The sequence below is a fragment of the Cecembia rubra genome, from assembly GCF_003014575.1.
GTDB classification, from domain to species: Bacteria; Bacteroidota; Bacteroidia; order Cytophagales; family Cyclobacteriaceae; genus Cecembia_A; species Cecembia_A rubra.
Map to the genome: position 1 here is coordinate 1039944 of NZ_PYGF01000001.1, position 26291 is coordinate 1066234.

General features: G+C 39.4%; 23 protein-coding genes and 1 pseudogene. 12 read left to right on the plus strand and 12 right to left on the minus strand.

Going from position 1 to position 26291, the window contains the following annotated elements:
• Window positions 1–5: 5 nt before the first annotated feature.
• Window positions 6–788: a hypothetical protein gene (locus CLV48_RS04425; protein WP_106565978.1), complete on the minus strand. Its 783-nt coding sequence runs from the start codon at window positions 786–788 to the stop codon at window positions 6–8.
• 382 nt (window positions 789–1170) lie between these two features.
• Here CLV48_RS04425 and CLV48_RS20865 point away from each other — a divergent pair, with 382 nt between their 5' ends.
• Both CLV48_RS20865 and CLV48_RS04435 read left to right on the plus strand, forming a co-directional pair.
• Window positions 1171–4590, plus strand: a complete 3420-nt coding sequence (locus CLV48_RS20865; RefSeq protein ID WP_106565979.1) for a thrombospondin type 3 repeat-containing protein — start codon at window positions 1171–1173, stop codon at window positions 4588–4590.
• Between the two features lies 1 nt (window position 4591).
• Window positions 4592–5623 carry a PorP/SprF family type IX secretion system membrane protein gene (locus tag CLV48_RS04435; protein ID WP_106565980.1) on the plus strand — a complete coding sequence of 344 codons (1032 nt, stop codon included), beginning with the start codon at window positions 4592–4594 and terminating at the stop codon, window positions 5621–5623.
• Window positions 5624–5723: 100 nt separating this feature from the next.
• Here CLV48_RS04435 and CLV48_RS04440 read toward each other — a convergent pair whose 3' ends face one another.
• A complete protein-coding gene (locus CLV48_RS04440) occupies window positions 5724–6599 on the minus strand; it encodes an AraC family transcriptional regulator (RefSeq protein WP_106565981.1) in 876 nt (291 codons plus the stop codon).
• Between the two features lie 285 nt (window positions 6600–6884).
• Here CLV48_RS04440 and CLV48_RS04445 point away from each other — a divergent pair, with 285 nt between their 5' ends.
• The 5 genes from CLV48_RS04445 to fucP all read left to right on the plus strand — a co-directional run bounded on the left by CLV48_RS04445 (window position 6885) and on the right by fucP (window position 11601).
• Complete coding sequence (locus CLV48_RS04445; RefSeq protein WP_106565982.1) at window positions 6885–7646, plus strand: SDR family NAD(P)-dependent oxidoreductase; 762 nt, start codon at window positions 6885–6887, stop codon at window positions 7644–7646.
• Between the two features lie 39 nt (window positions 7647–7685).
• Window positions 7686–8558, plus strand: coding sequence for a fumarylacetoacetate hydrolase family protein (locus CLV48_RS04450; protein WP_106565983.1), 873 nt, complete (start codon window positions 7686–7688; stop codon window positions 8556–8558).
• Between the two features lie 19 nt (window positions 8559–8577).
• On the plus strand, window positions 8578–9408 hold the full coding sequence (locus tag CLV48_RS04455) for an amidohydrolase family protein (protein WP_106565984.1): 831 nt from the start codon (window positions 8578–8580) through the stop codon (window positions 9406–9408).
• A gap of 17 nt (window positions 9409–9425) precedes the next feature.
• The gene (locus CLV48_RS04460) at window positions 9426–10214 is read left to right on the plus strand and encodes an L-fucose dehydrogenase (RefSeq protein WP_106565985.1); all 789 of its coding nucleotides are present in this window, start codon (window positions 9426–9428) and stop codon (window positions 10212–10214) included.
• Between the two features lie 79 nt (window positions 10215–10293).
• The gene (gene fucP, locus CLV48_RS04465; RefSeq protein ID WP_106565986.1) at window positions 10294–11601 is read left to right on the plus strand and encodes an L-fucose:H+ symporter permease; all 1308 of its coding nucleotides are present in this window, start codon (window positions 10294–10296) and stop codon (window positions 11599–11601) included.
• Here fucP and CLV48_RS04470 read toward each other — a convergent pair.
• The 9 genes from CLV48_RS04470 to CLV48_RS04510 all read right to left on the minus strand — a co-directional run bounded on the left by CLV48_RS04470 (window position 11591) and on the right by CLV48_RS04510 (window position 20117).
• Window positions 11591–12004 carry an NUDIX hydrolase gene (locus tag CLV48_RS04470; RefSeq protein WP_106565987.1) on the minus strand — a complete coding sequence of 138 codons (414 nt, stop codon included), beginning with the start codon at window positions 12002–12004 and terminating at the stop codon, window positions 11591–11593. The two genes, fucP and CLV48_RS04470, sit on opposite strands and share 11 nt — an antisense overlap.
• A 21-nt stretch (window positions 12005–12025) precedes the next feature.
• Complete coding sequence (locus CLV48_RS04475) at window positions 12026–13048, minus strand: DUF21 domain-containing protein (RefSeq protein WP_106565988.1); 1023 nt, start codon at window positions 13046–13048, stop codon at window positions 12026–12028.
• Between the two features lie 82 nt (window positions 13049–13130).
• Window positions 13131–14174 carry a maleylacetate reductase gene (locus CLV48_RS04480; RefSeq protein WP_106565989.1) on the minus strand — a complete coding sequence of 348 codons (1044 nt, stop codon included), beginning with the start codon at window positions 14172–14174 and terminating at the stop codon, window positions 13131–13133.
• A gap of 27 nt (window positions 14175–14201) precedes the next feature.
• Window positions 14202–15410, minus strand: coding sequence for a 3-oxoadipyl-CoA thiolase (gene pcaF, locus CLV48_RS04485; protein WP_106565990.1), 1209 nt, complete (start codon window positions 15408–15410; stop codon window positions 14202–14204).
• Complete coding sequence (locus CLV48_RS04490) at window positions 15407–16180, minus strand: CoA-transferase subunit beta (RefSeq protein ID WP_106565991.1); 774 nt, start codon at window positions 16178–16180, stop codon at window positions 15407–15409. Before CLV48_RS04490 ends, pcaF begins: the two co-directional genes overlap by 4 nt.
• Window positions 16181–16201: 21 nt before the next feature.
• Window positions 16202–17032 (minus strand): CoA transferase subunit A, encoded by an 831-nt coding sequence (locus CLV48_RS04495; protein WP_106565992.1) that lies wholly within the window; start codon window positions 17030–17032, stop codon window positions 16202–16204.
• Window positions 17033–17113: 81 nt separating this feature from the next.
• Complete coding sequence (locus tag CLV48_RS04500; protein ID WP_106565993.1) at window positions 17114–18091, minus strand: VOC family protein; 978 nt, start codon at window positions 18089–18091, stop codon at window positions 17114–17116.
• Window positions 18092–18209: 118 nt separating this feature from the next.
• Window positions 18210–18794: a Crp/Fnr family transcriptional regulator gene (locus CLV48_RS04505; RefSeq protein ID WP_106565994.1), complete on the minus strand. Its 585-nt coding sequence runs from the start codon at window positions 18792–18794 to the stop codon at window positions 18210–18212.
• A gap of 39 nt (window positions 18795–18833) precedes the next feature.
• Window positions 18834–20117, minus strand: a complete 1284-nt coding sequence (locus CLV48_RS04510; RefSeq protein WP_342748286.1) for an MATE family efflux transporter — start codon at window positions 20115–20117, stop codon at window positions 18834–18836.
• A gap of 387 nt (window positions 20118–20504) precedes the next feature.
• On the opposite strand from CLV48_RS04510, the pseudogene CLV48_RS04515 reads away from it, so the two are divergent.
• The 5 genes and pseudogenes from CLV48_RS04515 to CLV48_RS20885 all read left to right on the plus strand — a co-directional run bounded on the left by CLV48_RS04515 (window position 20505) and on the right by CLV48_RS20885 (window position 24219).
• A pseudogene (locus tag CLV48_RS04515) lies at window positions 20505–20807 on the plus strand (arsenosugar biosynthesis-associated peroxidase-like protein).
• A gap of 389 nt (window positions 20808–21196) precedes the next feature.
• Window positions 21197–21421, plus strand: a complete 225-nt coding sequence (locus CLV48_RS20370) for a hypothetical protein (RefSeq protein ID WP_146140065.1) — start codon at window positions 21197–21199, stop codon at window positions 21419–21421.
• A 255-nt stretch (window positions 21422–21676) separates the two neighbouring features.
• Window positions 21677–22687 carry a hypothetical protein gene (locus tag CLV48_RS04520; RefSeq protein WP_245889482.1) on the plus strand — a complete coding sequence of 337 codons (1011 nt, stop codon included), beginning with the start codon at window positions 21677–21679 and terminating at the stop codon, window positions 22685–22687.
• A 2-nt stretch (window positions 22688–22689) separates the two neighbouring features.
• On the plus strand, window positions 22690–23901 hold the full coding sequence (locus CLV48_RS04525; protein ID WP_106565995.1) for a hypothetical protein: 1212 nt from the start codon (window positions 22690–22692) through the stop codon (window positions 23899–23901).
• Between the two features lie 111 nt (window positions 23902–24012).
• The gene (locus CLV48_RS20885; RefSeq protein ID WP_425430709.1) at window positions 24013–24219 is read left to right on the plus strand and encodes a hypothetical protein; all 207 of its coding nucleotides are present in this window, start codon (window positions 24013–24015) and stop codon (window positions 24217–24219) included.
• 575 nt (window positions 24220–24794) lie between these two features.
• On the opposite strand, the gene CLV48_RS04535 is transcribed toward CLV48_RS20885, so the two are convergent.
• Entirely contained in the window at window positions 24795–26186 is a 1392-nt protein-coding gene (locus CLV48_RS04535; RefSeq protein ID WP_106565997.1) for an MATE family efflux transporter, read from the minus strand.
• Window positions 26187–26291: the final 105 nt, after the last annotated feature.

Genomic DNA, 26291 nt, shown 5'->3' on the forward strand with positions numbered 1-26291 from the left:
CTTTTTTAATTCGCGTCTATAAATTCAGGGCTATTGACATTGGAAGGAGGACGGATATCAAAAGGTTCCGATGAAGAACTGGGTCTGGGTACGTTTGAAAACAATACCATATTTCTGTTAATCACGAGGTCAGCATCCATGATCTCTATGCTGACCACTGGTAATGAAGACGAACTTCCATCTACCCTTTCTCTAACTTCAATTACGCGAAAGGCAACTATACCTAGGTTCTCTCCCTTCAAATTCCCTTCTATTGGGGAATAATTGATACTGATATCACTATCATATACAACTGCTAATACCGTCTGTCCAACCAACATTTTTAAGGCAGTTGCTCTCAATGGAATTACATTAGGTATTTCATCCAAAAGTACCTCTCTGTCATCATCTACATTGGGAGATCCTAATCCAGGTCCCGGGGCAAGATAGTTCCTGAGACCATTTTCCGTTGGACCAGCATTGACCCACCTGTTTGGAATACTTGTTAATGCAAACCAACCCTCATCGCCCACTTGACCTGTATATAAATCAATTCTACTTCCTACATTTTGTTTGAAAAACCTGAGTTGATCTCTCAGGCCTATTCTGGCTATTTGGTCATTTACATCAACATCTGAAAAGTTATTGGGCTCATTTCCGTTATCAATACTGTCCTCATCAATCAATAAAAAAACAGCATCCCCTGACGTACTAAGATCCTGGCCATTTTCATCACTTGCATCTGACAAACAACTCCCCATCACCAAGAAAACCATCAAGCTGAAGAATCCATATCTCTTTTTAAACATATCAATTCAAATTTTGGTAAAAATTAGCATGTTCAGGGTTTACAATTTAAATGCCAAAAATTATTAACGGTGAAAATTTAATTACAAAAAAATCCATTAATGCTCATCTTTTGTGAAGCGCTTTGGAGACAAATTAAGAATGTAGCAACGTAGAATTAAGGGAATTATGGTAAAAAGAACCTGAAATGCTAAAAAATTTTAAAATTTTGTGCACATTTTTTTTTGCATTTCATCACTAAAAAAAAATAGAATATGGAACATTATTTGGTTTTTTGATATTTAAGCAAAAAATAATTTTTTGTATTTTGATTTTTTTTATGATTTTTACATCAGCTACGAACTGCAAATAACATCGACGGTTTTACATTAGATCCTTAAAAAAATGAAATTATTTCATAAGAAATATGCTTGGGGCCTTTGGCTCTGGCTGATTATTTTTCTGGTTTCCGGCAATGGGTTATATTCTTTTAATATAGACCGAACTGATTTTTCTATTTTTTCCAATGGAGCTGGACTGAGCAACCTTCAGATTAGTGAAGGTAGGTTGGAGCCAAGGTTTAACCCAGAAGTAAGTACTTACAGGGTTAACCTTGGCTTCTATACTTTTTTCACTACACTAACTCCTACCTCCATCCATAGTGATGCTAGGATTTTTATCCAAAATCAGGAAGTCAAAAGTGGAGTTAGTACAAAAAAGATTTTTTTGAATCCGGGGCAAAATGAAGTTACTGTTGAAGTCAGAAATCCTGATGGTACACAGAAAACTTATCAAATATTTTTCACGAGAAATGCCCCCACAGGAAATGGTCCTACCAATATGAGATGGGACCTTCCAGAATGCGATAGAAACAGTGAATTTTTTGATGAAGATGCATGTGCCGCTGCAACGAGGGACGATGATGGTGATGGGGTTCCAAACTTTCTTGATTTTTGTCCTGGAACCCCTCCCGGCACTATTGTGGATGAATTTGGATGCCCCTTGCCTCTGGATTCTGACGGAGATGGAGTCACTGATGATAAAGACCAATGTCCCGATACCCCAGCGGGAGAAGAAGTAGATGAAAACGGCTGTTCCCCTTCCCAAAAAGATTCTGACGGAGATGGGGTCACCGATGATAAAGACCAATGTCCTGATACTCCTGCGGGAGAAGAAGTGGATGAAAACGGCTGTTCCCCTTCCCAAAAAGATTCTGATGGAGATGGGGTCACCGATGATAAAGACCAATGTCCTGATACTCCTGCAGGAGAAGAAGTGGATGAAAACGGCTGTTCCCCTTCCCAAAAAGATTCTGACGGAGATGGGGTCACCGATGATAAAGACCATTGTCCTGATACTCCTGCGGGAGAAGAAGTGGATGAAAACGGTTGCTCTCCTTCCCAAAAAGATTCTGACGGAGATGGGGTAACCGATGATAAAGACCAATGTCCTGATACTCCTGTGGGAGAAGAAGTGGATGAAAATGGATGCTCTCCTTCTCAAAAAGATACTGACGGAGATGGGGTCACCGATGATAAAGACCAATGTCCTGATACTCCTGCGGGGGAAGAAGTGGATGAAAACGGCTGTTCCCCTTCCCAAAAAGATTCAGACGGAGATGGGGTAACCGATGATAAGGACCAATGTCCTGATACACCTACCGGAACACAAGTTGATGAGAATGGTTGTGAATTACCTGATTCAGATGGTGATGGAGTTCCTGATGCAATAGACCAATGTCCAGATACACCAGCAGGTGAAATAGTCGACGAAAATGGTTGTTCTCCTTCTCAAAAAGACACAGATGGAGATGGGGTGACAGATGATAAAGATCAGTGTCCAAATACCCCTGCAGGGGAAGAGGTAGATGAAAACGGCTGTTCAAAAGATCAGATAGACACAGATGGTGATGGAGTTCCTGATTACCTGGATCAATGTCCCAATACTCCGGCAGGGACAGCTGTTGATGAGAACGGATGCGCCCCTTCCCAGAAAGATACTGATGGAGATGGGGTGACAGATGATAAAGATCAGTGTCCAAACACACCTTTAGGGGAGGAAGTGGATGAAAACGGCTGTTCTAAAGATCAGATAGACACAGATGGTGATGGAGTTCCTGATTACCTGGATCAATGTCCCAATACTCCGGCAGGAACAGCTGTAGATGAGAGCGGTTGTGCCCCTTCTCAGAAAGATACTGACGGAGATGGTGTGACCGATGATAAAGATCAATGCCCAGATACACCTGAAGGCCAAGAAGTAGATGAAAACGGCTGTGCTCCATCACAAAAAGATTCTGATAACGATGGCGTTACAGATGACTTGGACCAATGCCCTGATACTCCGGAAGGAGCAGAGGTAGATGAGAACGGTTGTTCTATTGACCAAATAGATACTGACCAGGACGGAATTCCTGATTATTTGGATCAATGTCCCGACACACCGGCAGGTGAAGTAGCAGATGAAAATGGATGTGCCCCTTCTCAGAAGGATTCAGATGGAGATGGTATTACAGATGATAAGGATCAATGCCCCAATACACCAGAAGGTCAAGATGTAGATGAAAACGGATGTGCTCCATCACAAAAAGATTCTGATAACGATGGCGTTACAGATGACTTGGATCAATGCCCTGATACACCTGCAGGACAGGAAGTAGATGAAAACGGTTGCTCAATTGATCAAATTGATACAGATAATGATGGAATACCTGATTATTTGGATCAATGCCCTGATACGCCCCAAGGTGAAGTTGCTGATGAAAATGGTTGTGCTCCTTCTCAAAAAGACACAGATAATGATGGAATCACCGATGATTTGGACCTTTGTCCAGATACTCCTGAAGGTGCAGAAGTAGATGAAAACGGATGTGCGCTTTCTCAAAAAGACACAGATAATGATGGAGTAACCGATGACAAAGACCTTTGTCCAAATACTCCGGAAGGAGAAGAAGTAGACGAATATGGTTGCTCAGTCAATGAGCCCGAACCTACAATAGTTGTGGATTTTGAAGACTTTGAGATGATTGAGGTCCCATGGGGAACGCTATTTGACGAACTAGGATTACCTACTGAAATACAGGTAATTACAGAAGATGGGCAAATCTTTACTTTCCCCATCATTTGGAGCCCTGTTGGCTACGATCCTTATCAAAATGGCCCTTACATCCTGGAGGGAATCATCCAGTTACCAAACAGTTGGGAACCACAATTCGATAGGCTACCAAGCATTACAGTCTTGGTATTGCCAAAAGATCCACCTTTGGATCTGATCCTAAGTAATGACATTTTTGTTCAAACCAACATAAATACACCAATCTTAATTGGAGATTTCACAGTAATTGACCCAATTGATGATGTCCATATATTGGAACTTGCTCCAGGAATTGCAGATAATGATCTCTTTTCCATCATTGACGGCCAGCTTTATTGGAACAATTCAGAGCTAGTACCTGGTAAGAATGTTTTTACCATTGTGGTCACAGTTATTGATAGGGATGGAAATGTCTTTACAAAAGAATTCACAATCACAAGAAACCTTACTGAACTTTTACAGGAAATAGAGATTCCAAACACCTTTACTCCAGATGGAGATGGTATCAATGATGATTGGGGTGTACCATTATTGGAAATGTACAGTAATGTAAGGATGCATATTTATGAGAGAGGTGGATTCAGGGTATTTTTTACAACAAAACCTACGGACAGATGGGACGGAACTTACATGGGTAAACCGCTGCCAATCGATACCTACTATTATGTCATCGAGGTTGTTGACAACAATGAGTCCAGAAAGGGAATTTTGAACCTTTTAAGAAAAAATTAAGATGAAAAACCAATATACTAATCAAATATTTTGGGTATTTGGATCCATATGGGTTCCAAAAGACTCCCGAACTGCCTTTGGTTTTACCGTCCTAATGATTTTTTTACTGATTTTTACTCCCTTTTCTGAAACAAAGGCTCAGACTAGAAAATATTTTGGCCACTTTAATTCGCTTCAGAGTTATTTTAATCCGGCTCTAACAGGGTATGAAGGGTCTGTGGTAAGAGGATTGGTCCGTAATCAATGGACAGGTTTTGAAGGTGCACCACAGACCTATTTCATGAATGTGGAAATAGACCCTATGGAAATAAAAGCGGGTGAAGACGCCGCATTGTTGGGAAATACGGCAGCAGGTCTGCAATTGATTCATGATACTTTTGGACCTATAAGACAGACGGAATTGCTTTTAAGTTATGGAGCTCGGGTAAGAATTTCAAAATCTACCAACCTCCGTTTAGGCCTAGCCGCAAACTATACCAATGCAAGGTTGGACGGCAATAACCTGACTACAGAACAGGCCAACGATCCCACAGTTAATGTGTTTTTAAATCAGTTTGCAGATATGAGGGTTATGGACTTTAATGCAGGTTTAGCTATAACCCATCAAAACTACTATTTCGCTTATGGCCTCCAAAATATAGCCAGGGGAAGGCTTTATCAGGGAGATGCATTTATCAAAGAAAGGCCTTTTGTCAATGTATTGCAGACAGGCTTTAAGCAAACAATGTCATCCAATTTCAGTGTCTTGACGAACATCATGTACAGAATTCAGGATGATTTACCATATAACCTTGAATTTAATATAAAATTAATGGCAATGGACAAATTCTGGTTGGGCGTTGGTCATCGGGTCAATTATGCCAATAGCTACCATTTTGGATTCTTGATGAACAACATCAGGTTTGGATATGCTTATGAAATACCTGTAAGCAAATCCTATCTAATCCCGAATCCCACCCACGAATTTATGGTCTCTTTCTTTTTGTTCAGAAAAGGGGGGGTAAACAGTGAAGCCGGTACTTTAATCTGGTAAGACTTTTAAGGTATTTTTTGGAGCAGGCTATCTTCTATGTAGCTAACATTTTTTTAAATTGCAGTTCAATTGTTGATGTAGTGAAGATTCCTGCTCCTTTTTATTTCTTTCCTCTTTGGTGTTTGTTGAGATATTGACTTGGGGAAATGCCAATTAGGCTTTTAAATTGCCGGTTGAAATTAGAGAGGTTATTAAATCCTGATTCATACCCCACCTCTGATATATTCAGCCCTTCTTCCAATAGTAATTTACAGGCATATCCAATTCGGATTTCATTAAGAAATTTAGAATAGTTTTTCTTGGTGTATTTCTTAAAGAACCTACAAAACGCAGTCGGGTTCAAATTGGCCACATCTGCTACTTCATCTAATGTAATATTTCTTCGGAAATTATTGTAAGTAAAAGAATACACTTTGTCTATCCTAAGATCTCCGTTTTTTTCGGAAGGGTGAACAAACCCTTTGGTACTTAACTGCTGAAAATTTTTGCAGTTGGCTAGAATATATAAAAGTTCAAGAAAGAGCATCAACCTGGCAAACGCTTCAGATTCATGAACCTCTTTCATTTTATTTTTGGCTAATAAAGCGGTCTCTCGATCGAAAACCAAACCTTGCTTTGACCTTTCGAGCATTTGCTGGATTGGAATCATCTCAGGAATATCCAATAACCCACTTCCTGCAAAATCCTTCCGAAAATGGATTGTTATAGCTTCTGCTGTAAGTCCGCTTTCCTTTTGAAAATATTCCGGATCATTTTGCCACATATGGGGCAATTCCTCTCCTATCAGTACCAAATCCCCTTCTTGAAAGGGCTTAATACTATCTCCAATGAACCTAGTCCCTTTGGATTGAATGATATATACCAATTCAAACTCAGGATGGTAATGCCAAACATTCAGGAAATGAGGATAAGAATGCACATCAGAAATAAAGGATTTGTCAAATGGGCTTCTCCTCTCTAATAATTTAGCCTTCATACCCAAATTTTGCCGTTTTTTTGAAAATCACAATCAGTGATGTCAAAATAATACGTAAAATAAAGCAAATCTTGGTAGAAAGGGCTTAATAATTTGGTCAATTTGCAAAAAGGAAATCTCCATTAAAAGCTGTTCCATGCAAAATTTAATGTTATCCCAATGGAACTGAACATAATTGAAAATTCCCTAAATATTATGATAGCAGGAGGGGTAAAATTTGGAAAGAAATTCAGTAGATTGGTTTCAATTTGACATTTGAGTAATAAAATCAATTAAATATAGCACATGAAGCAAAAAAAAACGATAGTCATTACAGGTGGTGCAAGTGGAATAGGCCTTGCTATTACCAGATTGTTTGCCGAAAAAGGCCATCAGGTAATATTTCTTGACTTCAACTCAAACAGTGGAAATCAGATAGCTGAAGAAATTTCAGCTCAAGGCAAAGACGTAACTTTCATTCAGACTGACGTTTCAGATTTAAATAGTGTCAAAACTGCATTTGGACAGATGCCGGAAACCATTGATGTACTTGTCAATAATGCAGGTATATCCCATGTAGGGAATCTGGAAAAAACTTCAGAAGAGGATTTTGAAAGACTATTTCATGTCAATGTTAAGGGGATTTATACCTGTTCCATTGAAGCCATCCCCAAGCTCAGGGCAAATGGTGGGGGGGCCATTATCAACATGTGTTCTGTAGCTGCAATTATTGGGTTACCTGATCGTTTTGCCTATTCTATGACTAAAGGCGCTGTCCTTTCAATGACACTTTCCATTGCAAGGGATTATGTGACCGAACAGATCCGCTGCAACTGCATATCACCTGGAAGGGTACACACCCCATTTGTTGATGGATTCTTGGCAAAAAATTATCCGGGACAAGAAAAAGAGATGTTTGAAAAATTAGCTGCTACACAACCCATAGGAAGAATGGGCAAACCTGAGGAAATTGCCGCAATGGTTTATTATTTGGCTTCTGATGAAGCTTCTTTTATTACTGGAAGTAATTTCCCAATTGATGGAGGATTCTTGGGACTAAAAGCATGAAAATCAAAAAATAACCTAAATACATTAATAACCAGCAACATGAAATTAATAAGATTTGGTAGGCCAGGCCAAGAAAAACCAGGCATTGAAATAAATGAAACAAGGTTAGACTGCTCCGCATTTGGAGAAGACTGGAATGAACAATTTCTTGGAAGCAATGGCATAGACAGGTTAAAGACCTGGCTGGAAAGCAATATTGATAAGCTTGAAACAATTGACCAATCACAAAGATTGGGGCCACCTATTACAAGACCCTCCAAAATTATCTGCGTGGGCTTGAATTACTCACTTCATGCCAAAGAAAGTGGTATGCCTCTACCTGAGGTTCCGATATTATTTATGAAAGCTACCTCTTCCCTTTGCGGCCCAAATGACCCCATCATAATTCCAAAAAACTCCACCAAAACAGATTGGGAAGTGGAATTGGCAGTAGTGATTGGAAAAAAAGCCAGTTATGTAGAAAAAGTAAATGCTATGGATCATGTAGCAGGATATTGCCTTCATAATGATGTCAGTGAAAGGGACTTTCAATTGCACCATGGAGGACAGTGGGTAAAAGGGAAAAGTGCAGACCATTTCGCTCCGCTAGGACCTTACCTGGTCACCAAAGATGAAATTCCTGACCCGCATAACCTTAGACTGTGGCTTGATGTAAATGGTGAAAAAATGCAGGATAGCAACACTTCGGATTTGGTTTTTGACATTCCTACCCTAATCTCTTACATCAGCCAATACATGACTCTATTGCCAGGAGATATTATATCTACCGGCACTCCTTCAGGCGTTGGCTTAGGATTAAAACCGCCGAGATATTTGAAAGATGGAGATGTGGTGGAGTTAGGTATAGATGGTCTGGGAAATGCCAAACAAGTAGCAATGGACTATGGCCACTTTAGATCAATGTTTGATTAACAGTACTTCTCCAGTTTAAATGAGAATAGATGCTCATCAACATTTTTGGCACTTTGATCCTATAAGGGACAGCTGGATCAATGACAGCATGAAGGTTATTCAGCGGGATTTTTCCCCTGAAGACCTTCTATCTCATTTAATGAGCAAAAAAATTGATGGCAGCATCGCTGTTCAGGCAGATGAATCTCCACAGGAAACGCAGTATTTACTAGAACTTTCAAATAAACACACCTGGATTAAAAAAGTGGTGGGCTGGGTAGATTTATCGGCCAAAGACATCGAGGCCCAACTGGAAAGGTACCAAGAAGAAAAAAACCTTGCAGGATTTAGAAAAATATTACAGGCGTTGCCACCCTCTGCAATGGAAGAAAAATCATTCCTAAATGGCATCCGCCTACTTTCAAAATACCAATTTACCTATGACATCCTGATTTTTCCCAAACACCTAAAGGCGACAATTGAATTAGTGAAAAAATTCCCCGATCAGGCTTTTATTGTTGACCACCTTGCTAAGCCCGACATTAAGAATGGAGAATTTGAAAGCTGGGCAAAGGATATAAAAGTACTTTCTTCGAATCCCAACCTTTATTGCAAGGTGTCTGGTATGGTAACAGAAGCTGATTGGAAAGGATGGAAAAAAGAGGAATTCAAACCCTACCTGGATCATATTACCAATAGCTTTGGTACCGAAAGACTAGTTTACGGAAGCGATTGGCCAGTATGCTTGTTAGCTGCCAGTTATAATGATGTATTTGATCTGGCCTGGGATTATTTTGAGACTTTCTCTGGGGATGAAAAAGCAGGCATTTTTGGAGAGAATGCCTGCAAATTTTATAGAATCAATTCTTAATCTGAACCAAAAGTACTATGAATTTACAATTGACCAATAGGGTATTTTTGATTTCCGGAGGTGCTAAGGGCATAGGTGCCGCCATTAGTAAAACCATAGCTGAGGAAGGAGGGATACCTGTCTTCATTGATCCCTCCCATGATGAAGGGGCATTGCTTCTTTCAGAAATAGAAAGAATGAACCAAAAAGGAATGCAGATTCCTATAAGGTTAAATCTTCCAAGTGATGCTCGAAAAGCTGTTGAAAAGACTGTAGAGAAATTTGGCAGAATTGATGGGATTGTAAATAATGCTGGCGCTAATGACGGTATAGGCTTGGAAAGCGGTGATCCTGATATGTTCAGAAAATCGGTGGAAAAAAACCTTGGCCACTATTATGATCTAGTGCATTATGCCTTACCCCATTTAAAGATTACCAAAGGCAGCATTGTAAACATAAGCAGCAAAACCGCTGTCACAGGTCAAGGCAACACTAGTGCATACACAGCTGCCAAAGGGGCTCAATTGTCTTTGACAAGGGAATGGGCAGTTGAACTTTTGACTTATGGCATTAGGGTAAATGCGGTAATTCCCGCAGAAGTTATGACACCACTTTATAGGCGCTGGATAGATACCTTTGAAAACCCTCAGGAACAATTGGATTTGATCCAGTCCAGAATTCCCTTGGGAAACAGGATGACTACTGCCCAAGAAATTGCCGACACCGTAGTATTCCTGCTTTCTGATAAATCTTCCCATACCACAGGCCAATGGATTTATGTAGATGGAGGATATACCCACCTCGATAGGGCCATAGGACGGAATTGATCAATATTTTCAATGGATGCAAAAAATCACAGCTAACAAAGTTTTACCAAAACCAGTCCCAAGATGACCTAAAACAAATATGAAAAAATCTCCCTTAATCCCTGGTCAGTTACTATTTCCATTTGTACTTATCACTTCCCTTTTTGCATTATGGGGATTTGCCAATGACATTACCAACCCTATGGTGGCTGCATTTAAAAGAGTGCTTGAACTCAACAATGTCCAAGCTTCCTTGGTACAGTTGGCTTTTTATGGAGGTTATTTTACAATGGCACTACCCGCCGCATTATTTATCAAAAAATACAGTTATAAAACAGGAGTATTGATCGGGCTGGGACTGTATGCTGTTGGAGCTATACTTTTCTATCCAGCCGCTGCTTGGGAGAGTTATTTCTTTTTCCTGATAGCGCTTTATATTCTTACTTTTGGACTGGCATTTCTTGAGACAACTGCAAATCCCTATGTACTTTCCATGGGACCGGAAGAAACAGCCACCAGAAGATTGAACCTGGCACAGGCATTCAATCCTATGGGAGCACTTGCAGGACTTTTTGTAGCCAAAGAGTTTATTTTAAATGCCCTAAAATCCAATGATACCGATGAAAGTGGCAATGTGATTTTCAATTCCTTGGATGAAAGTACAAAAGCCATCATTCGCAGCAATGACCTAATGGTAATCAGAGATCCTTATGTTTTGTTGGGCTTAGTGGTGATTGGTCTTGCAGTGGTTATTGCCATTGTTAAGATGCCCGAAAATAAATCTGGAAATAACAGCCTGGACTTCTTGCCTTCCATGAAAAGACTTTCTAAAAATTCCGGATTTTTGGAAGGAGTAATAGCCCAAATGTTTTATGTAGGAGCGCAGATCATGGTTTGGACCTACATTTACCAATATGCAGAAGTCCTTGGAATTGACAATGCTTCTGCTGTCAATTATGCCTATACTGCTCTGGCTTTATTCCTGATTGGAAGATGGATTTGTACTTTCCTGTTGAGGTATCTAAAACCGGCCCGCCTATTGCTGTATTTCTCAATTTTGGCGGCTTTCTTTACTTTAGGTGCGATTTTTATTCAAGGTATGCTGGGATTGTACAGTTTAGTTGGTATCTCATTTGCCATGTCCTTGATGTTCCCTACCATTTATGGTATTGCTCTTGATGGTCTTGGTGAAGATGCTAAATATGGGGCTGCATTTTTGGTAATGGCAATCGTAGGAGGGGCGATTATGCCTACCTTACAGGGAGTAATTTTGGATTTTGGGGGATCTGGTTACAATGACATACTTATCCTGGGTGTTCCTGAGGTGAATTTTTCCTTTATTCTACCACTTTGCTGCTTTTTTATAGTGGCATGGTTTGCCTGGAGAAGGTTAAGTCCTAATAGTTAAAGTGTTTGATAAATTCCAATACATTTGGATACATCGACTCCTTTATCTGTAAGACTTCCTCTGGAGTATAAAATCTTATCTCCAAACATTCCGGGCTTGGAGTAAAATCCAGATGATGGACTTTTGTCTCGTAGACGGCATTAACAATATATTGGTTCTTGGGATTGATGGTTGGAAAAAAATAAAGGGGATGCTCTGAAATATAGGACACTTTAAGCCCCATCTCTTCCATGAGTTCACGGGTAATACCTTGTTGGGGGCTTTCCCCAAAATCCAACCCCCCTCCAGGAAGTTCCCAAAAGCCATTCTCCTCTTTTAATAGGAGGAATCTTTTTTGATCATCCAAAATCAGGGCTTTGACCGAAACACGGTAAAAACATGCTGGGACAATTAAATCATTCATCTAGGTACAGAATTTACATTATTAGCCTTCTTCAATTGCAATTTCCCGCATCAATCTCCCTAAAATATCCGATCCTGAGATGATCTTTTGGTATTTATCTGTCCAAAGGAGGGCCAGATCTTCATCTATGACATCATCCTCCGGTCCCTTTGGCTGGACCTTCCATCTTTCCAAAATTTTCCCGACAGGATAGTCCATATCATAAATTACCAAAGGAATATGGCAAAATTCTAAAGGATTACCTGACTTATTTCTAAGGAGAAAATTATTGACAAATGCATTAAAATTCAAGACCTTTCGAGGGTGCCCGTTAGCCTTATCCAGGATAATTACCCACTTTTTTCCCGATTTGGCCAATTCTTGGAGAAATGGATCTTTGGAACTTCTTTTTATTTCAGGGAAAATAGGTTTTGAACCATCAAAGGGCAAGGTAATGATACTAATCGGATCAATTTCCTCCCCTTCTTTGTATGCCGGCAAATCGTCTAACCTCAGGAAATTAACCGCTCCTCTTGCTTCCAACCTTCCAAGCTCAGTCTTGGCGTTTTTTGCCTGATATTTCAATAATGAAATCAGTTCACTCTTCCGTAACCATGGGATAGGCTCCAATCCTAAAAAATGATCTAAAAGCACACCGGAAGGTTTGGCCAATGGCCAAAGTATAACTTTATAAAATTTCAATACAGGGGAGAGTTTTGCCCCGATTTTCAATGCGTGCCTTGTAAAATAAGCCTGAGGGAATATTTCTCCTGCAAATGTGATAACAATAGTAGAAAAGAAAAAAGAACCAAGTCCAAGCAAAACAGAATCAGCCAAAAGGGTAAGTAAAACATTTACTCCTACATTACCCCATAATATGGTTGCTAAAGTAAAATTGGCATCTCTTCTTAAGGAAAGAACCCTCTTTGCCAATAAATCCCCTCCATCAGCGGCAACTTCCAGACGTAACCTGCTTAGGCTGAACAAGGCGATATTGAGCCCGGAAAAAGTGGCAGATTGGGTAATACAAACAAAAATGGCAATCCATATCCAAATTGATTCCATAAGGATGCGTTTAAGGAAAGTTAAAAAATATGAAATTGAAAAGCTATCGAACGGAAAGGAATATAAGGAAAAAAAGCGCTTTTCAATAAGCGCTTTCCAACATCATATTTAAGTGATCCCTGATCATTGGGGCAGGATTGGGATAGGTCATCTGCATCAAAAAATCCACTGCCTTTGGAATATCTTCCTTCGAAAGTCCAAGATCCTGCAAACTAAAACCTGAACCTAAATTTTCCTGTAACGCTCTCAAAGTCTTGTAGGGCAAAGGATTTTCAAATATACTCTGAAAATTCTGCTGCGTGTTTTCATTTAAAAAATCCCATTGATATTTAAGAACATATGGCAAAAGAAGGGTATGGATTTTTGAATGCTCCAAATTAAAATTGCCCCCTAAAACGTGTGCAGCTTTATGATGAAGACCCATATTTACCTCACATAGCACCTTTCCCCCAACATACGCTCCAAACATTAACTTTTCATTGATATCTGATGTCATCACTTTTTCCTCTGACAAGGACTTTAATCCTTCAAAGAGAATTTTTAACCCCAAATCTGCCAAAGCATTTATAATTGGATTGGATTCAGGGGAATAAAGCGCCTCCACCAAGTGGGCCATTGCATTAAATGCAGATGGAACAGCCAAATCAAGGGGCATTCCCAAAGAAAGAAAGGGATCATAAAATACTTTTTGTGGATGTACCCTGTCGTTCCTTTTAACGGTTTTAACACCATTGTGGGAAATACCATAAATATTGGTCATTTCTGATCCTGAATAGGTAGTAGGTACAGCCCAAAGTTCCGCACTTGAGTTCAAAATTAAGGCTTTGCCCAAACCAATAGCGGAACCACCGCCAAGGCAAAGTATAATATTCACTTCCTTGTCTTCTAGGAATTCACCGGCTTCTTCCACTAAACCTTGAGGTACATGCTGAATGACTTTGTCGAAATGAAAAACCTCTCCTACTTTTTCATGCAGCTTAAGTTTTTCTACCAGGTCCCCATACCTCCGACTTCCAATGAATGCAATATTGGGTTTATTATCAGGTAACTCCTCCTCTAATGCTTCAAAAATCGGCTTTCCAAAAATTACCTTTACGGCATGTGTTTTATAATTAAATGGAATCATCGGTATATTTTTAATAAGTTAATTCACTCAGGATACCCGTTCAACAACCACGGCATAACCCTGGCCAACACCTACACAAAGTGTGGCGATTGCATACTTTTTTTGATGGAGTACTAGCTCCTCTACTGCAGTTTGTAAAATCCGGGCTCCAGTCATACCCAATGGATGTCCCAGTGCTATGGCTCCTCCATTGGGATTGATACGGGGATCATTGTCCTTTAATTTCCATTCCCTAATGCAGGCCAAAGATTGTGCTGCAAAAGCCTCGTTGAGTTCAATCACGTCCATGTCTTCCCAGTTTAACCCTGCTTTTGCTAAGGCTTTATTTGCAGCTTCGACAGGGCCAATACCCATGATTCTCGGTTCCACTCCTACTACTTGTGAACTCAAAATCCTGGCTTTTGGCTTTAATCCGTATTTTACAACTGCATCTTCAGAGGCTATCAACATTGCAGCAGCACCATCATTCAGACCGGATGCGTTCCCTGCAGTTACAGTCCCATCCTTTTTGAAAGCTGGTTTCAATGCTGCCAATTTTTCCAAAGTAGTATCTTCCCTTATAAATTCATCTTCTTCGAACCGAAGAATTTCACCTTTCTTGGAAGCTATATCCACTGGAATTATCTCTTTGCTCAACCGTCCATTTTCTCTAGCCGAAGCTGCTTTCATCTGACTTTGATAAGCAAATAAATCCTGATCTTCTCTGGAAATACCATACATCTCTACCAAATTCTCAGCGGTAATTCCCATAGGATCTGAACCATACATTTTCTCCATCTTTGGGTTAACAAAACGCCAACCAAAACTTGAGTCATACATCTGGGCGTCATTACCGAAGGCAGAGCTCGGTTTTGCTATCACATAGGGTCCGCGGGTCATATGCTCCACCCCTCCTGCAATAAACAAATCTCCGTCACCTGCCATAATTGCCCTTTTGGCATGAACAACAGCCGATAAGCCGGAAGAACATAACCTGTTAATGGTTTCTCCTGGAACCGATACCGGAAGCCCTGCCAATAAGGACGCCATTCGGGCAACATTCCGGTTATCTTCACCCGCTTGATTATGGCAACCCAAAATCACATCATCTAAGGCATCTTTTGGTAGTTCGGGAAATCTATCCATCAAACCTTTGATGACATAAGCCGCCAGGTCATCTGCCCGCATTGAGGATAGCCCCCCTTTAAACTTTGCAATTGGGGTCCTGACTGCATCAATGATATATACGTTTCTCATTTTTGGGAATGGGTATGGGCGATAGACGTTCTATATTGTAAATCTCTCAGTACATGTAAGTACTCCAGTGACGGTACTTCTGTCACCGCTAGGTTTTCAGATATTTTCAAATCCCATCCGGTATTATCCTTTATTTCCTGTATGCTGATTCCCGGATGAATTGAAGTCAGTTCAAATTCCTTTGATTCAGGATTCGGTCTTAGGATACCCATATCTGTAATGATACATTGGGGCCCTTCTCCAGGGATTCCCATTTTTCTCCTCTCATCCCCCCCATTAAGGTAGCCTGCTGATGTGATAAAATCCACTTTTTCTACAAAAGCCCTTATGTTGTGTTTCATGATCACGAAGGTGTTCTTCGCATTGGAAGCTATTTCAGGCGCCCCACCGGCACCTGGTAAGCGGACTTTTGGTTTTTTATATGGTCCAATCACTGTAGAATTGATATTCCCAAATTTATCAATTTGTGCTCCGCCAAGGAAACCCACATCCACTTTTCCTCCCTGAAGCCAGTAATTGAAAATTTCAGGCACAGAAACTACTGTGCTGGCTGTTTCAGCCAAAATATCATCCCCAATAGAAAGGGGGAGTAGATGTGGCTTGGTATCAATTGTCCCGGACTCATAAATCAGGACAATATCAGGTGCATGGGTCAACCTGGCCAGGTTACATGCAGTACTCGGAAGTCCTATTCCTACAAAACAAACTTCCCCATTTTGAAGTAATCGGGAAGCAGTTATGATCATCATTTCTTCTTTGGTGTATTCCATTGAATTTTTTGATTGCTGGTTTTAGGGGATTTGGTTTACACTTTTGGAAAGAACATGCACATTCATCCATTCCTCAAAGTTTGCCTGGCTTCTGGAAATTTCATCCCATTGCTTGTAGAAACTATTGTCTCTTTTGTAATAGCCCATGGCATAAGAGGGTTGAGCACCATTTGGGGCCAAAGCAACGCCTGTTACCAACCAATGAGGAATGACAATTCCTTGGTTCTGGGTATCCAGTTCATCCACAACTTCTTCAACTGTCACAAGTACCTTCTTGGAAGCATAGACTACTTCTTTTTGTACTCCGGTAATACCCCAGATTTTAATATTTCCTTTTTTGTCTGCCTGCTGGGCGTGAATGATCCCTACATCGGGTCTAATTGCTTTTATGGCAGCTAATTTTTCCCCTGTAAATGGACAAGTAACCCCCTTGATGTACTCAGGGTTTTCTTTGGCCAGATCTGTTCCGGTATATCCTCTTAATACACCAAAGGGCAAACCTGAAGCTCCTGCCTGATAGGCACAGGCCATTGCAGCATGGCTATGTTCTTCAATTTCTAGTGGAGTAGGTATCCCTTTTTCCACAGCTTCTCTCAATCGGTGAAGAGAACCCACTCCTGGATTGCCCCCCCATGAAAAAACCACCTTCTTCACCAGTCCCATTCCTATCAATTGGTCATAAATCAAATCAGGGGTCATTCTGATCAGAGTGAGCTCCTTTTTACCTTGTCTGATAATTTCATGACCTGCTTCAAATGGAATTAAATGAGTAAAACCCTCCATGGCAATTTGATCTCCATCATGGATATGATTTTGGATCAAAAATGACAAGGGTTGAAATTTATCAAGCATGTGTTTTTTTAAGCTTTATCATTAAAGAAATACAATAAAGAAGCCCCAGTAAGAGACTTCTTTAAGGGAATACCATCCAAATTACTTGTTGAGATATTTTGGAAGCTGTATAGGTTCTAAAGGTTTCACAATTTCAGACCTTCTGGATTCAAATATGGGTGGCAGCAATAACTGATGACCCAAAAGGTCTGCTGGTTCATCTATTGCAAAACCAATATCGGAAGTCGCATATTCAAACAGAACTCCAGATGGGGTTCTGTTATAAATAGAGTGGAAATAATTCCTATCCTTCAACTCGGTCACATCTGTATATCCAAATCCTTCAATGTAAGCCTTCAGTTCCAGATTGTGTTCATCCTTTTCTGTCGCAAAGGCAATATGATGAGGAATACCCACCCCGAAAGTCCAAGAACCTTGCTCCATATCAGGTACATGATGCAATTCAATGGTTTTCATTGCTCCGCCCTCTTTGATGTGATAGCGATGAAAATTCCCATCCTGACCTACTTTTTTGAAGTTAAGCATTTTGGTCATGTATGCATCCATTTCAATGATGTCCCTCGTTCGGATTGTAGCTCCGAAAATGCCCCTGATTCCATTTTCTTTAGAAATTTCATCTGTCTGCCAGGCATTTCTATGGTCATTATCTACCCCTACTACTGCCATTCCTATTCCGGAACGGTCTTCAAAGCTGATCATCTTTTGACCAAATCGTTCGATGATTCCCGAATTCTCTACGCCATGATTTTTTAAATGATTTACCCAGAACTTAAGAGAATCAGTTGGTACAGAAAAGGAAGAAGTCTCTATTTGACCTGAACCTTTTCTTCCATAAACTCCGGCCTTTTTAAAGGGAAAAGTAGTCCAAACGGAGCCTACCTCAGCATCTGCATTGGCATAGTAAAGGTGGTAAATACTTGCGGATCCATCGAAAAGTACTGTCTGCTTAATCATCCGCATTCCCAAAACTTGGGTAACAAAATCAATGTCATCTTGGGCAGAGCCCACACTTACCGTAAGGTGATGAATACCCTTGATGTATTCAGCTGGATTCGTCATTTGGCTAATGGGTTTAAGTTAATAAATATGATTTTTCAACTTAAGCCTTCTACCAGATGTTTTCCTTTTTTGAGAGTTTAACTGACTTTGCCTTGATTTATTAAATTACTTTAATTTTTTAAGCTTTATTGGCCAACTTTCTTCGGATCATACTGAGAAACTCCGGAGTAATCCCCAAATAGGATGCAATGTATTTTTGGGCGATTAAAAGTTCCAGCTTGGGGAAGTTTTTTACGAAAGTCAGGTATTTTTCCTCTGCTGAAAATGAAATATTCCTGATGATTCTCTTTTGATGGCTGATAAGGGAGTTTTGAAAAAGTATCCTGAAGTACCTTTCAAAGGAAGGGTGCTCTGCACATAAGCTTTCAAAAGCATTCTTATCTAAAGTCCAAACTTCTGTATCAGACATGGCTTTAATGGTGTAACTGGAAGGCGTTCCCTGCATAAAACTCTGAAGGTCACCAGTCCACCACTTATCCAGTCCAAATTGTATCACATGGTTGAAATTTTTGCTATCGCTGTAATAAGTCATAAGGCAACCCTTCCTGATAAAAATAAATGGAGATACCGGATCGCCTTTTTCAACCAAAACTTCATTTTTTCGGTATTTTACATACTTTCCTTTACCAAAAAAATCTTTGACCTCCTCTTTGGTAAATGGAACATAAGTCCTGAAATTTTCAAGAATATCTTCATGCATCATCCTGGCAAGTTATAACAATTACCAAAACTTCCCAATGGTTTACAACTGCACCAATTTCCACCTTCCCCTACGGAATACCAAAGTGCTGACAACAGCATGGAGAGAATGGCTCAGTGCAATCGCTATAAAGACTCCTACTGCACCTAATCCGAAATGATTTGCCAAAATATAGGCTAAAGGAATTTGAAAGCCCCAAAGAACGGTTAGATTGATGATTGTGGGGGTCCTGGTATCACCAGCCCCATTGAGTGATTGCGTCATGACCATTCCATAGGCAAAGAAGATATATCCCAGGCAAATAATGGTAAGTCCCAATCGGCCAATTTCTATTACTCCTTTGTCATCATTAAAAATCCCTATAAAAAAACCTGCCCCACCTATGAAAATTATTGAACATATTCCTAAAAAAACAGCAGTAATATGGGCTGCCAACCATGCCGAACGTTCTGCCCTTCCAGGCTGCAAAGCTCCAAGATTTTGACCAACCAAGGTGGCTGCCGCATTGGAAAGCCCCCAGCCTGGCAACAGTGCAAAGATAATCAAGCGAACTGCAATGGTATAACCGGCCAAGGCAACCGAACCAGATTCAGATATGATCCTCATCAATAAAATCCAGGAAGCAGATTCAATGAGAAATTGCCCCATCCCCCCTGAAGCCACTTTGAGTATGGTCCAGATTGTACTTAGCTTCATTTGGATGTTCCTCATGGTAAACTTGATGAGGGACTTCCCATTGAGGAGGATGTAAAACTGATACAAGACGCCAATACCTCTACCTGTGGTAGTGGCCCATGCTGCCCCTTCCAAACCCATTCCAGGAATAGGTCCAAGACCAAAAATTAATAACGGATCCAATATTATGTTGAAGCCATTGGCAATCCACAGTGCCCGCATGGCAACAGCGGCATTACCAGCACCTCTGAAAATACCGTTGATCAAAAACAACAGCATTACACAAACATTCCCTCCAAAAATAATCTGAGTATACCGGTGCCCTGAATTGATTACCTCAATTTCCCCTCCCATTATGCTCAGAAGCTCTTTGGCATAGACTACACCCAAAACAGCCACAACAACTGCAAAAAACGAACATACCACTATGGCCTGAAAGGCTGCTGAAGAAGCTGCATCAGATTGTTTCTCTCCTATTCTCCTTGCTACTATTGCAGTCGCTGCCATGCTCAAGCCAATTGAAATGGAGTAAATGATTGTCAAAACAGATTCAGTCAATCCTACCGTAGCTACAGCATATACCCCCAATTTGCCTACAAAAAATATATCCACAACAGCAAACAGGGATTCCATAACCATTTCCAAAATCATAGGAATGGATAAGTAAAAAATGGCTTTTTGATGCTGATTTGGGTAAAATCCTCCTCCTTACCTGCTAAGGCTGCTTTAAAATGCTGGAAAAATGTCCTGAAAGTCATAGTAGCCTTTTATTTCCTGTTAAGAAAGTGCCCCATGGGATAGGTATCTTCCCGAATTCAATAAAATTTTAGAAACGATTACAAAACCGCACACAAAGTTGACCGAAAAAAACACCAAGTACAACACATGAATGAGGGAATATATAGCAAGTGTCCTCTTTAAAATAAAAGTCTGAAAATATACCCTTGCCTTTAAAAACAATTTACCAATTTTTGGAAGTTATAATTTGAGATCTATTATATCAATTTTGAATCAATCAATAACCTTTAAGAATAAACTATGAAAACCTACTACGATTCTGAAGACCTGAAGAAGTTTGGCAAAATAGTAGAATTTCAAAAATCCATGGCTGATAAATTTTTCGCCTATTATGGTGAAGTATTCAAGGAAGGAGCTCTGACAGCCAGGGAAAAATCCCTCATTGCGCTAGCAGTAGCCCACGCCATTCAGTGTCCGTACTGCATAGATGCTTATACTGTGGACAGTATGGAAAAAGGTTGAGATGAAGAGCAAATGATGGAAGCAGGCTATTCCCTGAATATTGTTCATGGAAATTTGTTAGTGGTCATCAAATCCTCCTAGGGCGGGCAGGCAATTACAACCAAAATCACTAATTTCAGAGGGATCCCCGCTATTCGGGGGGATAGGTGTGAAATAGTTGAACTAAGAAATAGTAGAGATTTTTTTTACAGTCTGAAGTTAGCGGTAATTCCCCCTACTTTAAAAAATTGATTTCATAAGTTAACGTTTTCATATTATAAAATTTAAAACCATCTATAAGTCAATATTTTATTTAAATTTAAATATTTTATCCAAAATTTTTACAGTTGATAATCAAATTGTTAGGAGGTTTAATGAATTATATTTTTAAGTAAAACTTGATTTTTAATTAGGGGGGGGATATGTTAAGTGCAGGTTTTGAGCGCTAAAATCTTTTTAATCAATTTATTAACAAATTAAATTTTATAATCATGAGAAAAGTGAAAATAACATTACTTGCACTTGGATTAGGTTTTATGAGTTTTAATCCACTTTCAGCTCAAACAATTGAACTACCTGATTGGCCTCCTCATCCAGAGGAGAATTTATGTCGTTGTAAATCTGGCGATTGTTATGGAGTGAACTTAATCACTTTTAGAGCAAGGTGTGGTCAAGGAGATTGTTCTTCATCTACTTCAAACTGTCCAACTGATTAATTTGACAAAGGCTAAAGCTAAATGCTTTAGCCTTTAAAATTATTATGGATCAATTTATATGTATGCTGTTTCTAACAGGTTCCTAAAAGCATAACTTTAATTTATAAATTCTTTAAAGTATCTAATATGAAAAGTTTTTCTTTCTCACTACTAATCCTCTTGTGCATAGGATGTAGTTTCAAGGATCAGAATACTGTGCGAATATTTCAAGAACAAGATATAAGTATTCGTGCTTTAACCATTGATACCTTGATTATGGAAAAAGATTATTTCTCAGGAGTAGGGTTCTTTCAAGTTGCCAAAGATCAAGTGTTCTTTGTAGATCAGATTTTCAGTACCATCACAGCATATGATCAAGATGGATCAATGCTAGGAAGCTACTTAGGAAAGGGACAAGGGCCAAACAATCAAAATGTAATTCATGGTTTTCTGCCATTTTCTTTAGATAGACAACATCTAATTCTTGATAATTTTCAGTTTGTAGTATTTGATGACAATTTTCAAAAAGTAGATGCTTATCCAATTGAATGGGACTACACCGAATCCTATGAAGACATGCTCAGCAAGCCTACTGCGGAGATGCTCGGTCTTTATGAAATCGATTGGAAACTTGGTGGCTACTATACTCCATTTATCCTAAATGAGCAAGCTAATGAGATCCTTATTCCAATGACGATGAGTCATCCAGATTTAAACGGATACATTTCTGAGGAGTATTACAAAACTGTCTATGTATTCGGAAAATATGACTTGAAGACCAAGCAAATTGGTAAAGGAATGGTGACAAGATCTCAAGTATATCTTAACCAGTTATTTGTTCCCAATTTTGATTTTTCATTTTTCTGCCAAAATGAAGACGTTCTCTTCGTTTCTTATGCCATTGATCCTTTGATACATGCCTATGATCAGGACGGCAACCTCTTGTATAAGTATGGGGTGGAGGGCAAAAATGTGAATGTTAGTTATCCAAAAACTAAAACCATTGATGATGCGTTAGATAATTATTCATCTGATCTAAGGAAGGCTGGATTTTATCATTTTCTACACCATGATATTCAAGAGAATATCACTTTCAGGACTTATTATCCTCAGGGAATCGATCAGGGTACAGCTAGACTTCAAATATACCAAAACCATGTACTTATAGGAGATGTAGAAGTACCTGAGAGATTTCAAGTACTGGGTAAAATCGGAGATTATTACTACGCAGATGGGCTTATAGATGAAGAGAAAGATATATTGGGGATATTTAAATTTAAACTATGACTATGAGAGTATTATCTACAGTTTTGTTAGTCGTTTATTCATTCGAGGTTTTATCTCAGGTATTGACTGTTGTTGATGAAAATCATCAGCCATTGCCATTTTTCACCTTATCAATAGGTAATGATAATAGTGTACTCATAGGTGACAAGTATGGAAAAGTGACCATTGATCGCCAAGATGATCATTGTGACTACACTATACGATACCTTGGTTTTGAAGACAGGAACTTCTGCCTTTCTGACCTGAAAACTGATGAAAACATCATCCAACTTACGCCTATGGTGATAGAAATGGCTGAGTCAGAAATAAAAGGCTACAAAGACAGTGAACTTATCAATCGGGCAAAAAAGCAAATACAATTAATGTCAGATAATGTCCATATAGTTAAGAGCTTTATGAGTGAATCTAACCCAAGTTACCAATTGGAGAGTTTTGGCATAATGACTTTAGGTGGCTTGAAGGATAGGAGTAAAAAAAATGACAGGTTTCATTTGGGTTACATGGGTTTTTTGGCACAGCATAGTACATTGAGAGTAGCGCCTGAACTAGAGCTTCCAATCAAATCTAAAATGGCGCTAGTATCGACATTCACTCAGGACTTACTCCTAAATATCCTTAGATCAAAGAATTCAAAGTGGGAGTTAGCTAGACTTGTCCAAAAAGATGCAGAGATTTTCTATATAGCAGGCCTTGATGTAGAAGTGCATATCAATGCAGATGGTAGCATCAAGAAAATAGGAATAATCAAGCAACCATTTAAATCCCCAAACGGCATTGACTATGATTTATCAGGTGAAATCAGCTTTATCCAAGATCAGGATTTTGCATTCTTTTCAAATTTGGAATACAAAATCGATGATCAAGCTGAGATTACGGACATCAGTTGTGTAGTTCATGACTTCCCCAAAACGGTATCCCTCCCTGAGAGGTATTTGAATCCCCCACAAAAAGATGGACTCTTCAGCTCATTCGGTGTCTATACTCAAAATCCAGATTACATATATAATGCTGCAATCTTCTCTAGGCTTCAAGCCAGTTCCGGGGCAAGATATGCCTTCCAGATAAATAAGTCACTAAAACTTGTAAGTGATAGTTATGCTTACCATGAGAAATTCAAAGGTGACGACGCTGCATCCAAAGATTACTTGGCAAAGAATTCTGCCTATATTCAAGAAGTCATAAAAACACTAAAATCTTATGACCTTGCTTGGTAAAGTATTTATTGTTAAAAGTATATCTGTTCTGTGATTTAATTTACTAAATGGATTAACTTTCAACACGAGGTATATTATGTATCTGAAGAAAATAAAGATGTACAAAACAATATAAATGTGAGATTGGACTTTGAAAATAAAAGTTATTCTGAAATAAAAATCTCATCAATAAATCCGCATTGTTCCTGTACATCTTATGAAATTTCATCTTATCATGTTCAACCCAATTCAAAAGAATATCTTTTAGTAACGGTTCCGTGGAGTCAATTGCAAAATCTAGGTCAAGTGTATGTTGTCTTAGAAACGGATTCAAAATAAAAATATATAAAGGTTTCAATAAAGGTTAAAGATTGAAATGAATATTGATCATTCTCAATTTCATATTATCTCCAAGTTAGAAAGATAAATTCCCAAATATTAGAAAGCTACTTTTGGACTAAATAAGGCTTGCTGAAAAAGTCACAGGTATACCAGATTCAAACTGGGCAAATGAAGATGTATGCTTAAACTTTGATTGAGTCCAATGAAGAAGATGGTATGCCTGAGGCTAGCCTAAAAATTTCGAGTTTTGAAATTTTCAGGAGCACGCAAATGAAGCTAGCTCATTGAATAAGCTTGCACCTGCTTAAAAAGATAATACTTGTTAAATGGGATATTCATCAAAATTTAAAGAATTTATTCGTTAGTTGGCGTTATCAGCACGCCCTAAATAGTGAATCAAGTTCTTCTAATTTTTCTCCCAGCTGGAGTTGACCTTGTTCTTACTTTTTTCCTTTACCAAAAAAATCTTTGACCTCCTCTTTGGTAAATGGAACATAAGTCCTGAAATTTTCAAGAATATCTTCATGCATCATCCTGGCAAGTTATAACAATTACCAAAACTTCCCAATGGTTTACAACTGCACCAATTTCCACCTTCCCCTACGGAATACCAAAGTGCTGACAACAGCATGGAGAGAATGGCTCAGTGCAATCGCTATAAAGACTCCTACTGCACCTAATCCGAAATGATTTGCCAAAATATAGGCTAAAGGAATTTGAAAGCCCCAAAGAACGGTTAGATTAATGATTGTGGGGGTCCTGGTATCACCAGCCCCATTGAGTGATTGCGTCATGACCATTCCATAGGCAAAGAAGATATATCCCAGGCAAATAATGGTAAGTCCCAATCGGCCAATTTCTATTACTCCTTGGTCATCATTAAAAATCCCTATAAAAAAACCTGCCCCACCTATGAAAATTATTGAACATATTCCTAAAAAAACAGCAGTAATATGGGCTGCCAACCATGCCGAACGTTCTGCCCTTCCAGGCTGCAAAGCTCCAAGATTTTGACCAACCAAGGTGGCTGCCGCATTGGAAAGCCCCCAGCCTGGCAACAGTGCAAAGATAATCAAGCGAACTGCAATGGTATAACCGGCCAAGGCAACCGAACCAGATTCAGATATGATCCTCATCAATAAAATCCAGGAAGCAGATTCAATGAGAAATTGCCCCATCCCCCCTGAAGCCACTTTGAGTATGGTCCAGATTGTACTTAGCTTCATTTGGATGTTCCTCATGGTAAACTTGATGAGGGACTTCCCATTGAGGAGGATGTAAAACTGATACAAGACGCCAATACCTCTACCTGTGGTAGTGGCCCATGCTGCCCCTTCCAAACCCATTCCAGGAATAGGTCCAAGACCAAAAATTAATAACGGATCCAATATTATGTTGAAGCCATTGGCAATCCACAGTGCCCGCATGGCAACAGCGGCATTACCAGCACCTCTGAAAATACCGTTGATCAAAAACAACAGCATTACACAAACATTACCTCCAAAAATAATCTGAGTATACCGGTGCCCAGAATTGATCACCTCAATTTCCCCTCCCATTATGCTCAGAAGCTCTTTGGCATAGACTACACCCAAAACAGCCACAACAACTGCAAAAAACGAACATACCACTATGGCCTGAAAGGCTGCTGAAGAAGCTGCATCAGGTTGTTTCTCTCCTATTCTCCTTGCTACTATTGCAGTCGCTGCCATGCTCAAGCCAATTGAAATGGAGTAAATGATTGTCAAAACAGATTCAGTCAATCCTACCGTAGCTACAGCATATACCCCCAATTTGCCTACAAAAAATATATCCACAACAGCAAACAGGGATTCCATAACCATTTCCAAAATCATAGGAATGGATAAGTAAAAAATGGCTTTCTTGATACTGATACTTGTAAAATCAGTCTCTTTGCCGCCAACGGCTTTTTTAAAATGATTTATAAAATTTCGGAAAGTCATGATAGTCCTTTTCTAAATCAAAAATTGATTTCTAAAATTAAAATCCTTAGAAGTAAGTATACATACTCGCTGAAAATTCTCATGCTTCCATAATGCTACAAAGTT

Excerpts from the sequence above, each read along its gene's own strand:
- CLV48_RS04495 (WP_106565992.1), bottom strand. The coding sequence starts at position 17,032 with ATGCTTGATAAATTTCAACCCTTGTCATTTTTGATCCAAAATCATATC.
- CLV48_RS20370 (WP_146140065.1), top strand. The coding sequence starts at position 21,197 with ATGAGAAAAGTGAAAATAACATTACTTGCACTTGGATTAGGTTTTATG.
- CLV48_RS04500 (WP_106565993.1), bottom strand. The coding sequence starts at position 18,091 with ATGACGAATCCAGCTGAATACATCAAGGGTATTCATCACCTTACGGTA.
- CLV48_RS04505 (WP_106565994.1), bottom strand. The coding sequence starts at position 18,794 with ATGATGCATGAAGATATTCTTGAAAATTTCAGGACTTATGTTCCATTT.
- CLV48_RS04535 (WP_106565997.1), bottom strand. The coding sequence starts at position 26,186 with ATGACTTTCCGAAATTTTATAAATCATTTTAAAAAAGCCGTTGGCGGC.
- CLV48_RS04510 (WP_342748286.1), bottom strand. The coding sequence starts at position 20,117 with ATGATTTTGGAAATGGTTATGGAATCCCTGTTTGCTGTTGTGGATATA.
- CLV48_RS20865 (WP_106565979.1), top strand. The coding sequence starts at position 1,171 with ATGAAATTATTTCATAAGAAATATGCTTGGGGCCTTTGGCTCTGGCTG.
- CLV48_RS04480 (WP_106565989.1), bottom strand. The coding sequence starts at position 14,174 with ATGATTCCATTTAATTATAAAACACATGCCGTAAAGGTAATTTTTGGA.
- CLV48_RS04455 (WP_106565984.1), top strand. The coding sequence starts at position 8,578 with ATGAGAATAGATGCTCATCAACATTTTTGGCACTTTGATCCTATAAGG.
- CLV48_RS04425 (WP_106565978.1), bottom strand. The coding sequence starts at position 788 with ATGTTTAAAAAGAGATATGGATTCTTCAGCTTGATGGTTTTCTTGGTG.
- pcaF (WP_106565990.1), bottom strand. The coding sequence starts at position 15,410 with ATGAGAAACGTATATATCATTGATGCAGTCAGGACCCCAATTGCAAAG.
- CLV48_RS04440 (WP_106565981.1), bottom strand. The coding sequence starts at position 6,599 with ATGAAGGCTAAATTATTAGAGAGGAGAAGCCCATTTGACAAATCCTTT.
- CLV48_RS04460 (WP_106565985.1), top strand. The coding sequence starts at position 9,426 with ATGAATTTACAATTGACCAATAGGGTATTTTTGATTTCCGGAGGTGCT.
- CLV48_RS04525 (WP_106565995.1), top strand. The coding sequence starts at position 22,690 with ATGAGAGTATTATCTACAGTTTTGTTAGTCGTTTATTCATTCGAGGTT.
- CLV48_RS04475 (WP_106565988.1), bottom strand. The coding sequence starts at position 13,048 with ATGGAATCAATTTGGATATGGATTGCCATTTTTGTTTGTATTACCCAA.
- CLV48_RS04470 (WP_106565987.1), bottom strand. The coding sequence starts at position 12,004 with ATGAATGATTTAATTGTCCCAGCATGTTTTTACCGTGTTTCGGTCAAA.
- CLV48_RS04490 (WP_106565991.1), bottom strand. The coding sequence starts at position 16,180 with ATGGAATACACCAAAGAAGAAATGATGATCATAACTGCTTCCCGATTA.
- CLV48_RS04435 (WP_106565980.1), top strand. The coding sequence starts at position 4,592 with ATGAAAAACCAATATACTAATCAAATATTTTGGGTATTTGGATCCATA.
- fucP (WP_106565986.1), top strand. The coding sequence starts at position 10,294 with ATGAAAAAATCTCCCTTAATCCCTGGTCAGTTACTATTTCCATTTGTA.
- CLV48_RS04520 (WP_245889482.1), top strand. The coding sequence starts at position 21,677 with ATGGAAAAAGATTATTTCTCAGGAGTAGGGTTCTTTCAAGTTGCCAAA.
- CLV48_RS04450 (WP_106565983.1), top strand. The coding sequence starts at position 7,686 with ATGAAATTAATAAGATTTGGTAGGCCAGGCCAAGAAAAACCAGGCATT.
- CLV48_RS04445 (WP_106565982.1), top strand. The coding sequence starts at position 6,885 with ATGAAGCAAAAAAAAACGATAGTCATTACAGGTGGTGCAAGTGGAATA.